11 protein-coding genes are annotated in these 13,385 nt (G+C 66.7%); 6 read left to right on the top strand and 5 right to left on the bottom strand.

The window, feature by feature from the left end; all coding sequences use genetic code 11:
* Positions 1–11 precede the first annotated feature (11 nt).
* On the top strand, positions 12–752 hold the full coding sequence (locus ACREB7_RS03540; RefSeq protein WP_431590910.1) for a hypothetical protein: 741 nt from the start codon (positions 12–14) through the stop codon (positions 750–752).
* A gap of 56 nt (positions 753–808) precedes the next feature.
* A complete protein-coding gene (locus ACREB7_RS03535; RefSeq protein ID WP_431590909.1) occupies positions 809–3,148 on the top strand; it encodes a GH92 family glycosyl hydrolase in 2,340 nt (779 codons plus the stop codon).
* Positions 3,149–3,359: 211 nt separating this feature from the next.
* Here the strand turns inward: ACREB7_RS03535 and ACREB7_RS03530 are convergent, their stop codons facing one another.
* Complete coding sequence (locus ACREB7_RS03530; RefSeq protein WP_431590908.1) at positions 3,360–4,745, bottom strand: nicotinate phosphoribosyltransferase; 1,386 nt, start codon at positions 4,743–4,745, stop codon at positions 3,360–3,362.
* A gap of 52 nt (positions 4,746–4,797) precedes the next feature.
* Positions 4,798–5,862 carry a bifunctional nicotinamide-nucleotide adenylyltransferase/Nudix hydroxylase gene (locus ACREB7_RS03525; protein ID WP_431590907.1) on the bottom strand — a complete coding sequence of 355 codons (1,065 nt, stop codon included), beginning with the start codon at positions 5,860–5,862 and terminating at the stop codon, positions 4,798–4,800.
* A gap of 125 nt (positions 5,863–5,987) precedes the next feature.
* On the opposite strand from ACREB7_RS03525, the gene ACREB7_RS03520 reads away from it, so the two are divergent.
* A complete protein-coding gene (locus ACREB7_RS03520; RefSeq protein ID WP_431590906.1) occupies positions 5,988–6,647 on the top strand; it encodes an NUDIX hydrolase in 660 nt (219 codons plus the stop codon).
* On the opposite strand, the gene ACREB7_RS03515 is transcribed toward ACREB7_RS03520, so the two are convergent.
* On the bottom strand, positions 6,628–7,002 hold the full coding sequence (locus ACREB7_RS03515; protein WP_431590905.1) for a hypothetical protein: 375 nt from the start codon (positions 7,000–7,002) through the stop codon (positions 6,628–6,630). The genes ACREB7_RS03520 and ACREB7_RS03515 overlap by 20 nt on opposite strands.
* Before the next feature lie 64 nt (positions 7,003–7,066).
* Here ACREB7_RS03515 and bchE point away from each other — a divergent pair, with 64 nt between their 5' ends.
* Together bchE and ACREB7_RS03505 are read left to right on the top strand one after the other, a co-directional pair.
* Positions 7,067–8,581, top strand: a complete 1,515-nt coding sequence (gene bchE, locus ACREB7_RS03510) for a magnesium-protoporphyrin IX monomethyl ester anaerobic oxidative cyclase (protein ID WP_431590904.1) — start codon at positions 7,067–7,069, stop codon at positions 8,579–8,581.
* Positions 8,582–8,644: 63 nt separating this feature from the next.
* A complete protein-coding gene (locus tag ACREB7_RS03505) occupies positions 8,645–9,616 on the top strand; it encodes a magnesium and cobalt transport protein CorA (protein WP_431590903.1) in 972 nt (323 codons plus the stop codon).
* A 694-nt stretch (positions 9,617–10,310) separates the two neighbouring features.
* Here the strand turns inward: ACREB7_RS03505 and ACREB7_RS03500 are convergent.
* Positions 10,311–10,886, bottom strand: coding sequence for an SRPBCC family protein (locus tag ACREB7_RS03500; RefSeq protein WP_431590902.1), 576 nt, complete (start codon positions 10,884–10,886; stop codon positions 10,311–10,313).
* Complete coding sequence (locus tag ACREB7_RS03495; RefSeq protein ID WP_431590901.1) at positions 10,886–11,533, bottom strand: glutathione S-transferase family protein; 648 nt, start codon at positions 11,531–11,533, stop codon at positions 10,886–10,888. Before ACREB7_RS03495 ends, ACREB7_RS03500 begins: the two co-directional genes overlap by 1 nt.
* 174 nt (positions 11,534–11,707) lie before the next feature.
* On the opposite strand from ACREB7_RS03495, the gene ACREB7_RS03490 reads away from it, so the two are divergent.
* Positions 11,708–13,354, top strand: a complete 1,647-nt coding sequence (locus ACREB7_RS03490) for a CHASE domain-containing protein (RefSeq protein WP_431590900.1) — start codon at positions 11,708–11,710, stop codon at positions 13,352–13,354.
* Positions 13,355–13,385 lie beyond the last annotated feature (31 nt).

Below are 13,385 nucleotides of genomic sequence, written 5' to 3'. Positions count from 1 at the left end.
AGTCGGACGCAATGGCAATCGATCTGCAAATCTTCATCGCGAATGAAAATATCGCGTCCGACCGGGTGGCCGCATGGGAACGGCGCAGCGCGCTAAAGGCCCTTGGCAAACTCGGCGTGCGCGCCGAGCGCACCGACTTGCCCGCGCTTCGCGAGCAACTGGCGCGCCGAAAGGAAGCGCTCGGCCATGACGCGATCCGGTCGCTGTTCCGCCGTGAACTCGCGCTGGCCGATCGCATCGCCAAATCGGTCGCCTGGCTGTCGCGCGGCCGCCGCCGGTTCAGCATCGTCGAAATCGTCTCGCCCGCCGGAACCGCCGAAGGCTTCGCGCACTGGTTCGAGGAGGCCGCACGCCGCGACCGCGAAGAGGTGATGATCGCCGCGGCGCCCGAACATTATCTGATCGCCACCGACGCCGCAGGCCGCCAGGAAGTGATCGAGACCAACGGCGGCGCGCCGATGCCGGCGCGATTCTTCGTCGACTATGCCGATCTGTCGAGCCTGCGCTCCGAAGCCGATCCCGCCTATCCCGTTCAGGTCGCCGGCGTCGCGCGCGCGCCCGACGGGACCGCGATCGGCGGCGTGCGCCATCAGTTTCGCAACGAAGGCACGGGCTTCCGCGCAAGACTGACGGTCGAATTTCCGCTCTTCATCATGCCGTCGGTCGTCACCGGGCATCGCTGGCATCTCGCCTGCGAATTCTCGAACTGGATCAGGGCGGCGGTCGCGGAGATCGATCGCCAGCCGGGCTGATCTCACGCCCGCTTTTCCCATTGGCCCCCGCCGCGCTTCGCGGCACAAGGGTGGCCATGAAACACCTGCCCCTCGTCGCCGCGCTCCTGCTCTCGTCGCTGTCCGTGCCGAGCGCCGCCGAGGAACCCGCGCCCGACATCCTGACCTTCGTCGATCCGATGATCGGCACCGGCCCCGAAGGCCACACCTTCCCCGGCGCGACCGCGCCTTTCGGCATGGTCCAGCTCTCCCCCGACACCGACGCGACCTGCCAGATCCGCGACTGCTATGCCCATGCTGCGGGCTACAGTTACAACGACCCGACGATCCAGGGCTTCAGCCACACCCATTTCTCGGGCGCGGGCCATTCGGACCTCGGCGATGTCCTCGTCATGCCGCAGGCGGGCAAGGTCCAACTCGATCCCGGCGATCCCAAACAGCCGGGTTCGGGCTATCGCCAGCGCTTCTCGCACGACACCGAAACCGCCAGCCCCGGCTATTATGCCGTCACCCTCGCCGACAGCGGCATCCGCGCCGAACTCACCGCCGGCGCCCGCGTCGGCATCCACCGTTACAGCTTCCCCGCCGGGCAGGAGGCACATCTTCTCCTCGACCTGCGTAGCTCGCTCTACGACTATCCGGGCAAGATCCTGTGGTCGGGCCTGCGCCGCCATGCCGACGGTACGATCACCGGCTTTCGCGAGACGCGCGGCTGGGCGGCGGGCCGCAAGCTCTATTTCGCGATGCGCTTTTCGCACCCGCTCTTCGGCCACGCCTTCATCGATCGCGACGACAAGATTCCGTACAAGGGTTTCCAGGGCCCCGGACGCGGCACCGACGCGCTCGCCGAAAAGCTCGGCAAGGCGCTCGAGGCGCGCTTCGACTTCGGCGAACTGCGTGGGCCCCTCGAAGTCCGCGTCGCGCTCTCGGGGGTCGACGAGGCGGGCGCGATCGCCAATCTCGACGCCGCCGAAAAGGAAGCTGGCGGCGCCGGCTTCGACGCCGTCCGCGCCCGCACCGAGGGCGAATGGCGGGGCGCGCTCGGCGCGCTGACCATCGACGCCCCCACCCCGATGCGCACCAACCTCACTACCGCGCTCTACCACAGCCTGCTTGCGCCGAGCATCTGGAGCGACGTCGACGGCCGCTATCGCGGTCCCGACGACGCGGTCCATGTCGCGAAAGACTTCACCTTCCGCTCGACCTTCTCACTGTGGGACACCTTCCGCGCCCAGCACCCTTTGCTCACCCTCGTCCAGCCCGAGCAGACCACCACCGACGTCGTCCGGTCGCTGCTCGCCAGCCAGCAGCACAGCCCGCACGGCATCTTGCCCATCTGGCAGTTCCACGGGCGCGAGACCTGGACGATGATCGGCTATCACGCCGTCCCCGTCATCGCAGACGCCTATATGAAGGACCTCGGCGATTTCGGCGCCGACGACGCGCTCGACGCGATGGTCGCGAGCGCGGACTACGCCCCCTATGGCGGCCTCGGCGACTATATGACGCGCGGCTATGTCCCCATCGACCGTGAGCCCGAGGCGGCGTCGAAAACCGTCGAATATGCCTATGACGACTGGACCATCGCCCGCATGGCCGAAAAGATGGGCCGCACCGACATCGCCGACCGCTTCTACAAGCGCGCGGGTTACTGGCGGAACAGCTTCGATGCCAAAACCGGCTGGCTGCGCGCGCGCAAGGCCGACGGCAGCTTCCGCACCCCCTTCGACCCCACCGCGATCAACTATGGCTCCGACTATACCGAGGGCAATGCCTGGCAATATAGCTGGTTCGTGCCGCAGGATCAGGCCGCGCTCTTCCGCATCCTCGGCGGCGACGCCAAAGCCGTGGCCAAGCTCGACGCGATGTTCGATTATGACAACAGCAAGCTCGACTATAGCCATGCCGAGGATATCGCAGGCCTGATCGGCCAATATATCCACGGCAACGAACCGAGCCATCACGTCGCCTATCTCTACAACCATGCCGGGGCGCCCTGGCGGACGCAGGAGCGGCTGAAGCAGATCGTCGACAGCCAGTATAAGCCGACCCCCGACGGTCTGTCGGGCAATGACGACCTCGGCCAGATGTCGGCCTGGCTCGTCTTCACCGGCCTCGGTTTCTATCCCGTCGCCCCCGCATCGAACCAATATGTCATCGGCCGGCCGTTCGTCGATCGCGCGGTGCTGAACCTGCCGGAAGGCAAAAGCTTCACCGTCGAGACGATCGGCCTGTCGGACGCCAACCCCTATGTCGGCAAGGTCGAACTCAACGGCAAAGCCCTGACCCGCAGCTGGATCGCCGACGAAGAAATCCGCCAGGGAGGCACGCTGCGCTTCACGATGCAGGCGACGCCGAACAAGGCGTGGGGCAAGGCGGTGGAGGCCCGACCCTATTCGATGTCGACGGCGAAATAGAAGATCCTCCCCCGTAGGGGGAGGGGGACCACCCGCAGGGTGGTGGAGGGGCACAGGAGGTTTGCATAACGCCAGACCTACAAGCCCTTCATTTCCGGCAACGTCGCCGTTGCGCACTACCTCACCGGCAAGGCAAACCGCCTGTACCCCTCCACCAGCTTCGCTGGTCCCCCTCCCCGTGCCGGGGAGGATCGCTCCCCAACGCAAAAAACTACCGCCCCTCCGACCGCGCCCGCACCGCGTCGAAGTCGTGCCGCACCAGCATCTCGCCATTGCGCCACACCGGCACCAGCAGATCCTCGCCGTCCGCCACGCTGTCGAGCCTGGCCGCCGCCATGCGCCCTTCGCGCATCACCACCGCCTGCCGCCCGGCCTTGCTCGCCTTGCCGGGGTCGGTGCTCGGCATCTTGAACACGTCGCGCCATTCGCCCTTGTCGTCCCGCATCGCATTGGCCTTCATCGCGAAGCGCAACGTGTCGCGGTTGACATGCTGCAGCATCCCGCCGCCCATGCCGAAGGCGATATTGTCGATCGCAAAGCCCTCTTCGATCATCCGCGCCACCAGCCGCCCGATGCTGTCGATCGTCATCCCGTCGCCCTGGATCACCCGCACATGCGGATCGAGCACGCGATATCCCTTGCTGTTCACGCTGCCGCCGAACTTCTCCCACAAGGTCTTCACCGTGCGCAGCGGCGTTTCGATGGGGTCGCCGCTGTCGGGACGCACGACCAATGTTCCCGCTCGCCCGAGCACCTTGTCGCGCAAGCTGCCGCCCCAGATGCCCGCGACCGCAGCATCGAGGTCATAGCTGTCGGACACCACCGCAACAATCCGCCCCTCGCCGTCGAAACGCTCGAGCATATTCTCATACGCCGCTTCCTCGCGCGCCCGGCCCCAGCTCGTCATCGTGCTATGCTCGGCTGCGGGGATGGAAAAGCCCGCCATGTCGGCGCCATAATAGCGCCGCGCCGCGAGCAGCGCCTCCATCGTGTCGGTGCCCTGGAAATTGACCAGATGCGCCATGCCGCCCAACCCCGCGCTCTCGGCGGAAGACACCCCGCGCGCGCCGAAATCGTGCAGCTTGAAGGGCAGTTGCCCCTCGACATCGTCGCTGCTTGTCTCCAGCCCGGCGCGGATCACCGCCTTGCATTTCCAGCTCAGGGTCGCGACGGTCGTCGGATACCAGATCGCGCGCAGCATCGCGGTCTCGATGAAGGTCGTCAGCCAGGGCATGCGCGGGTCGGTGTTTTCGAGCTGGACCAGCGGCACCCCCGCCGGCACGATCGCCCCCTCGGGCAGCGCCTTGATCGCGAGCGGCAGGTAACCGCCATGGTCGGCGACGATCGCCTCCCACCCCGCGCGGTTGAACGGCACGCCATGGGCCATGCAGATCGCTTCGCCCTCGTCGATGTCGGCGCGCGTCACGGCCTGCGTGAAATAGTCGAGCAGCAAGGGCTGCAACCCCAGAAATACAATCTCATCGGAAAAGGGGTTCGGCCGCGCCTCGACATAGGCGCTGATCACCCGCGCTTCGGGCGGATATTGCAGGAAGTGGCTCTGCTTGTAGCTGTCGGTCGCCAGGATCGGGTTTTTCATGATGTGAACTCCTCACATTCCTTGGTGTCGGCGGGACTCCCCCGCTGCGGGATTACAGGTCGGCCATCTCTTCGATGATCGACCAATGGTCTTCGAAAAACATCTCGGGGCTGAGGTCGCCGAGCCGGTACCAGAGCGCATGCGCCGCATCGTCGCCGCCCTTGACCGCGAACAGCTTGCGCCGCTCGGGCAGCCGGAACAGATAGGCGTGCGTGATCACCCGCCCACGCAGGCTGCGGTTCGGCGCATCGAACACCCGCGTGCGATGATCCTCGATGAAGCTCGCGAGCATCGCGGGCGGGATCTGCCCCTTGCCGTCCGAAATCCCCGTTTCCTCGCGCAGCTCGCGGATCGCGGCGTCGCGGATGCGCTCGCCCGCATCGACGAACCCGCCGGGCAGCGCGAGCAGCCCCTTGCCCGGCAGCCGCCCGCGCTCGACGAGCAGGATATGCCCCGACTGCACCACCACCGCATCGGCGGTGACGAACGGCCCCTTGCCCCATTGCCTCGGATAATCCGCGAGATATTCGCTCTCTTCGAGCAAGGTCCGGAACGTCTCGCCCAGCTTGAACGCCTCCATCCACGCCGCCACGTCGGCGGTCAGGATCGACGCGGGAACCTCCGGAATGCGCTGGAAAAAGCGCCGCCGCACGTCGGTCGAGCTGAAAGTGCCGTACTGGCTGTCAATCTGGATATTGTCCCACTCGGGAAACAGGCGGAGATAATAGGATGACGCATCCTTGCCATAGCCCGTCAGCGCGACCGTGAAATCGGCGAGCCCGTGGCTGCCGAAGCCGTGCCCGTTGCCGACGTCGAGGATGATGCGGTTCACCCGACGCTGCACCTCGGTCACCCAGGCGGTGTCCGAATAGAGATGGTCGTCGAGCGGTTCGACGATCAGCCGCTCCTCGGCGATCTCGCGCCGGAAAGCCGCGCGCAGCATCGCGGCGCGCTCGTCGAAGGTGAAGGGGTTGCGCGGGTCGCGCGCGACATTCGCCGATCCGATCAGGACGATCAGCCGCCCGACCTCGCCCAGCGCCTGGCGGATGACATGCTCATGCCCGATATGCAGCGGTTGAAAGCGTCCGATAAAGACGCCGAAATCGGCCTTGGCCATCGTTCGAGACTCCCTCGATGCTATTTTGCTTCCGGACTCCCCGGAAACCACGCGACCCCGATTCGGCGCCGCTGACTTACTTATACGCATTTGACATATATCTAGTCAACATATAAGTTGCTGCCATGCCCGACACCTACGACCCCGCCGCCTTCCCGCCGCTCGCCGTCACCGTCGACCTCGTGTTGATGACCGTGCGCGAGGGCCGTCTGGCGGTCCTGCTCCAGCGCCGCAGTGAGGACCCTTACAAGGGCGATTGGGCGCTCCCCGGCGGCTTCGTCGGCGCCGCCGAAAGCCTCGACGCCGCCGCCCAGCGCATCCTCGCCGACAAGGCGGGGCTCAAGGGCGCCTGGCTCGAACAACTGTATAGCTTCGGCGATCCCGCCCGCGACCCGCGCATGCGCATCGTCACCATCGCCTATTTCGCCTTGCTTCCCGCCGCTGATCTGACCGCCCCGCTCGCCGCGCGCACCGATCTGACCCTCGCCCCGCTCAACACGCTGCCGCCGCTCGCCTTCGACCACCGCAGCATCGTCGACCACGCCGCGACCCGCCTGCGCGGCAAGCTCGACTATGCCCCCATCGCCTTCGCGCTGCTCCCCCCGCGCTTCACGCTGCGCGCGCTGCAGGACGTCCATGAAGCGATCCTCGGCACGCCGCTGGGCAAGCCCGCCTTCCGCCGCCGCATGACCGACACCGGCTGGATCGAGGGTACGGGCGAGAAAGAGACCGGCGGCGCCTTCCGCCCCGCCGAACTCTACCGCGTCAGGCCGCAACCCAGCTGATCGCACCAATTCCGACCAGCACCAGCCCCACCAGTACCGCGCCGATCAGCACCAGTGCCATCGCCCCCGGCGCCGACCGCGTGGCAGACACCGCTACGTCGCCGTCGAGCGCCCGCCAAGCCGCCGTCATCGCCGCAAAGGCCGACCGTTCGCGCAGCAACAGCCGATGCGCGACAAACGCCCCCGCCACCGGCACCCAGCCGATCAACGCCAGTGCGGCCCTCACCGGAAACAGCGCCCACAACGCCACCGTCAGCAACATCGAAAAGGCGACCACCGCGAAATAGAGCCGGCTGAAATGCAGCCGCGTGTCGCTCATCACCCGATAGCGAAGCAGCAACGCATCTCGGTCCATCTTATCCCCTCGCGCTTCCCTAATCGGCTGATATACCGACCGAACCCGATGGAGTTTATGGTCGATGCGCATAGCCCTGGTCAACGTCCCGCACCCCGCGATCGGCAGCCGCATTCCGGACGAACAGCTCCCGCCGCTCGGGCTGCTCTGCGTCGGCGGCCCGCTGATCGACGACGGGCATGAGGTGCGCCTGTTCGACGGCGAGTTCGGCCCCGCGCCGCTCGAAACCCTCGCCGCCGACATCGCCGCCTTCGCCCCCGACGCTATCCTCTTCGGCCATTCGGGCTCCTCCTCGGCGCAGCCGATCATCACCGCCGTCGCCGCGATGATCCGCGCCGCACTGCCCAATGTCACCATCGTCTATGGCGGCGTCCATCCGACCTATCACTGGCGCGACATCCTCGCCGCCGACCCCCATGTCGATATCATCGTGCGCGGCGAGGGCGAGGCGACCGGCGCCGCGCTGTTCGCGGCGCTCGGCGCCCAAGCGCCGATCGATACGATCCGCGGCCTCGCTTTCCGCGACGCCGACGGCCGCGCCATCGCCACGCCCCCCGCCGCCGCGATCAACGACCTCGACGCCCACCGCATCGGCTGGGAGCTGATCGACCACAGCCGTTATTCCTATTGGGGCGGCAAGCGCGCCGTGGTCATCCAATTCTCGCGCGGCTGCCCGCATCTGTGCAACTATTGCGGCCAGCGCGGCTTCTGGACTCGCTGGCGCCACCGCGATCCGCAGAAGCTCGCCGCCGAAATCGCGCATCTCCACCGCAATCACGGCGTCGAAGTCTTCAACTTCGCCGACGAAAACCCCAGCGCCGGGCGCAAGCCGTGGAAGGCCTTTCTCGAAGCGCTGATCGCCGAAGACGTCTCGGTCACCCTCGTCGGCTCGACCCGCGCCGACGACATCGTGCGCGACGCCGACATCCTCCACCTCTACAAGAAGGCGGGCTTCGAACGCTTCCTGATGGGCATGGAGAATACCGACGAAGCGACGCTGAAGCTGATCCGCAAGGGCGGCACCGTCGCCGCCGACCGCGAAGCGATCCGCCTGCTGCGCCAGCATAATATCCTCTCGATGGCGACCTGGGTCGCGGGCTTTTCGGACCAGACCGACCGCGACCTGTGGCAGGGGCTCAAACAGCTGATCGACTACGACCCCGACCAGATTCAGGCGCTCTATGTCACTCCGCATCGCTGGACTCCCTTCTTCGGCATCGCGCGCGATCGCCGCGTGGTGCAGGACGACCGCACCAAATGGGATTACAAGCATCAGGTCCTCGGCATGGACCGCATGCCGCCCTGGCGCCTGTTCCTGTGGGTCAAGGCGATCGAGGCGGCGGCGCAGCTTCGTCCGCGCGCCTTGCGCCGCTGGGCGTGGAACCCCGACCCCAAGATCCGCCATGCGATCCGCTGGTATTACCGGATGGGCCGCCGCGTCTGGTTCCACGAGATCATGGGCTTCCTGTTCCGCGACTGCACCCGCGACCGCGGCACGACGCTAGCGCAGTTCTCCGGCGAGACGCTGGAGGCCGAGGAGGAATCGATGGTCGTCGAGCGCGTTCCGCGCGCTGCCTGACGCCCCTTCCCTTCCCCGCGCCGCGATCTATGGAAGGCATAGTTACGCAAGAAAGTCCCGCCGATGCCGATCATGGCCGCCCGCCACTACAACCACGGCAAGCTCGTCCGCGAGCTCGGCCCCGACGACATCATCCCCGAGGATTGCGCCGACGGCGATTTCTTCTGGCTCGGCCTGTTCGAACCGACCCCCGATGAACTCGCGGGCATCGCCAAGCGCTTCGGCCTCCATCCGCTCGCGGTCGAGGACGCGCTCAAGGCCAAACAGCTCCCCAAGGTCGAGGTCTATGGCGACCAGCTCTTCGTCATCGCCGCGACCGGCAACCGCGAGGGCGACACGATCCAGTCGGGCGAAACCGCGATCTTCGTCGGCCGCCATTTCATCGTCAGCGTCCGCCACGGCTCGGCGCGCGCGCATACCGAGGTGCGGGCGCGGCTGGAGACGCTGCCCGCCAAGCTCGCCCACGGTCCCGACTATGTCCTCTATGCGATCCTCGATTTCATCGTCGACGGCTATATCCCGGTGATCGACGCGATCGAGGACCGGCTGCTGCTCGTCGAGGAAAGCGTCATGGACACGCCGCTCGACGCCGCCGAAATCCGCCACCTCTACGCCCAGCGGCACGAGGTCATCCGTTTCCAGCGCATCGTCGGGCTGATGAAGGACGTCGCCTGGCGCCTCGCGGGCGACGACGAGCTGCCCGGCATCGATGAGGCGGTACGGCCTTTTTTCCGCGACATCTGGGATCATGTCCAGCGCGCCGAATTTCGCCTCACCGGGCTGCGCGACGTCACCGCCTCGGTGATCGAAACCAATTCGATGCTCGAACAGCAACGCCAGGGCGTCATCACCCGCCAGCTCGCCGCCTGGGCCGCGATCCTCGCGGTGCCGACCGCGATCGCCGGCATTTACGGGATGAACTTCGAATTCATGCCCGAACTCGACTGGCGGCTCGGCTATCCCTTCGCGCTCGGCCTGATCTTCGGCGGCTCAGCGCTGGTCTTCTGGCGCTTCAAGCATATCGGGTGGCTCTGACGGGGTTGAAATGTCGGCTTTGGGAGTGGGGAGCGGACGTCGCCTCATTTCCCGTCGTCATCCCGGACTTGATCCGGGATCCCGCTTTTTCAGGTATCCGCAGACTTCGACCCCAAGCGGGACCCCGGATCAAGTCCGGGGTGACGAGGAAGGGCGGGGTCACAATCGCACGTCAACGGCCGTTCCGCCGATCATCACAATAGAATGGAAAGCGATCCGATCGATCAGAATTTGTCGATCAAGCGCTTGCCTGCCAAAAATAGACCGAATGCCAGCCAAACCGCCAGATATGTTAAATAAAAAGACGAATTATTAAACCAGCTGTAGATGCCATACGCTATCCACAACAGATGCAGCGTCAGCAGGAAGCTGTGCTTGTGCGCCCACGAACGGACACGGATATTCTGGGCTTGCAATATCTAGGCCTCCACGGCGGCGTTCTGCCCCTTATCGCTCAGGTGACCGGAGTCCGCAACGGGTCGAAATCCCCCCAGCAGCGACACCCCGACCGATCACCCCGCCGCCTTCGGCACCCATTTCCCCTTGGTCCGGCTCGTCAGATGAAACCGCCCACACCGCTCGCAACGATAGGCCCGCAGCACCAGCCCGCTCGCCCGCGCCGCACCCATGGCCTCCTCCGCCGACGCATAACGCGCCTTGCGCGCACAGATGCTCGCCCGCGTCCGCACGCCGGTCAGCGCCGTTGCGCCGCCCAGTCGATCGGCCCGGTTGCAAAGCGCTGCCGCAGATTGCCGAGCGCCATCGCATTGCCGCCCTCGAAAAAGCCGATCAGCGCGCGGCCACCCGCGCTGTCGGGATAAAGCCGCGAGATCAGCCGGACGCGCGTCTGCTGGCCCGCCGGTTCGATCTCGAAAACGCTGGCGACCTTTTGATACTCATCCCAATGCGGAAAACCCGCCGGCGCCTTGACCGTCCGAAACGCCAGGCTCCTGCCTGCGACCCGTTCGCCGAAGCGCTGCTGGATCGTGTCGGGTCCGCCCGGTTTCGACGCCGGGTCATAGGATGTCTCGATCAGGTCGGGATCGGCCTTCGATATCCAGGCGACCGGCACCGCCCATGTCATCCATCCGTCGGCGGTCGAAATCGCCGTCCACACGGCGGCGGGGGAGGCATCGACCAGCACCTCATGCACCATCGTCGTCGTGCGGTCTGCTTCGACCTGCCGCGTCACCTTGACCTCGTCGGCGCTGGCCGCGCCCGGCGTCGCGATCAGCAACGCCGCCGCCAGCCCCCATGCCAGTCCGCGCATCAGGCGAGCACCTTCGCCATCATCCGCTCTTCCTTCTCGACCCACGGCGCCATGCTCGGCCGCGCCAGAATCGCCGCGCTCCATGCCGCGATCTTCGGATGCGTCGCGGGGTCGACCACCGACCCGCAATGGCGGAAATTCATCAGCGGCGACACCACCGCGAGGTCGGCGAGCGTCAGCCGGTCGCCGACGAGGAAACCCGACGCCGGGATCGCGCCTTCCAGATAGGCGAGCAGTTTCGGCAGTTCCTCGCTCTCGGCCAGCGCCGCTGCGGCCAGGTCGCCATCGCGCCCGAGGAATTTCGGCGCGACGATGCGGTTGAAGAACATCTTGCCGCTGCACGCCGCGAACACCGTGTCGCCGAACTCCTCCCACCAGATCACCCGCCCGCGCGTCTGCGGGTCGGCGGGGATCAGCGCGGGCGTGGGGTGCTTCGCTTCCAGATATTGGATGATCGCGCTCGAATCGGCGAGCATGAAGCCATCGTCGTTCATCGCCGGCATCTTGCCGAGCGGCGAGGCGGCCTGGAACCCGGGATCGGGGTCGCCGATGCCGACCCCCTTCAGTTCGAAATCGAGCCCCTTTTCGCCCAGATAGGCGAGCAATTTGCGCACGAAAGGCGACACCAGCGAACCATAGATGATCATCGAACCGCTCCCTTTTTCCTGTCCCCCTGTCTTAGGCGAAAGGTTGCAAACCGCAACCATGGGCCCGCCAATCCGCCCGGGGCGATATTGCGCTTGCTAAGCCTTTCGCCGCGTGGGAATGTTACCAGCAAGGGGCGCCACCCACGGCAGCTAACCTACAGGAAAACAACGGGTATGCGCTCCGTTTGGGCAGATCGGCTGATGGGCCTGCTGGTCCGTTTTGTCGGGCTGGTGATCCTGATCGCGACGCTGATCGCCGCCGCCGCCAGCTTTCTCTACAATCAGGCGCAGGAAGCCGACCAGGCGAGCCGCGTCGCGACCCAGATCAACATGCGGCTGCGCGACCATATCGCGGTGCTCGAGGGCGTGCGCGCGCTCTACCAGAGCGACACCGCGACCAGCGGCCCCGGCATCCGCTCCTATCTCGCCGCGCTCCAGCCGCAGGTCCATGCGCCGGGCATGGAGGGCGTCGGCATCGCCGCCGCGATGCGGACCGGCGATCCCGCCGGGATCGAGGCCCAGCTTGGCGCCAACTATGGCCGCGATATCAAGGTGTGGCCCGGAACCAGCCAACAACCGATCGGCTTCGCGGTCACCCTCGTCGAACCCTATACCCCCCGCCGCAACGTCGCGCTCGGCTTCGACATGTACAGCGAACCGATCCGGCGCGAGGCGATGCGCCGCGCCTGGCAGACCGGGCGCCCGGCGGCGAGCGGCATCGCCTATCTCGCCCAGGAAAAGGCGGCGCAGCAAAAACAGCCGGGTTTCCTCATCTACGTCCCGGTCTATGCCCGTCCGCGGCCCGCCACCGGTCCGGCGACGCCTGCGGATAGCGCGCCTGCACCGCTGGCCCCGACCATCGCGACCACGCCCGGCGCCCGCCCCGTCGAAGCCTTTGTCTACGCCCCGTTCCGCACCCGCGACTTCATGGCGGCGGTGCTCGGCGAGCAGTTGCACAGCATCGACGGCATCGAGGTGCGCGCTGGCGAAGGCCCCTCGGCGCCGCTCGTCTACCGCCATGGCGCGATCGGCTGGGACGCGCACGAACAGAAACTCCGCGTCGCCGACCGCCAATGGACGATCCGCATCTCCTACGGCCGCTTCATCGACCGCCTCGGCCGGCCGCTCGGCATCATCCTGTTCGGCGCCGCGCTGGCCTTCCTCGCGACCCAGCTCCACCGCGTCCAGCGCCGCCGCATCGACGCCGCGCAGGCGCTGGCCGAGGAGAGGGCGCGCCACGCCGAGGATCGCGAGCTGATGATCGGCGAGATGGCGCACCGGATGAAGAACGCCTTCGCGCGCATCGGCGCCCTCGCGCGCATCACGCTGCGCGAATCGACCGACCTCCGGGATTTCGAGGCGCGGTTCGACGGCCGCATGCGCGCGCTGTCCGACGCCAAGCAGATGCTCGTCACCGGCGCCGTCGACACCGTCGATCTCGGCAAGATCATCCGGCGCGAGCTGGACCTCATGGGCCAGCCCGCCGACGCGGCGCAGGGCCCCGATGTCCAGCTCGACGACGAAACGGCGCAGGCGCTCTCGCTCGCGGTGCATGAATTCGTCACCAACAGCATCAAATATGGCGCGCTGGCGGGCAAGGGCGACCTCGCCGTCGCCTGGCGCCGCGTCGGCGACGACATCGAGCTGAGCTGGGTCGAAAGCGCACTGCCCGAAACCCCGCAGATCGTGGGCGAAAGCTTTGGCACCCAGTTCATCCGCACCCTGATCGAGCGCCAGTTGAAGGGCAGCTGGGACCGCCGCGCCGCCGACCACAGCCTCGCCATCACCATCCGCTGGCCCGACCGGGATATCGCGGCCTGAGCCGCGCGGGCCGATCCCGATCGACGGCGGC

This window comes from Sphingopyxis sp., from assembly GCF_050725615.1.
Lineage (GTDB): Bacteria > Pseudomonadota > Alphaproteobacteria > Sphingomonadales > Sphingomonadaceae > Sphingopyxis.
This window is presented reverse-complemented; position numbering and strand designations above follow the sequence as displayed.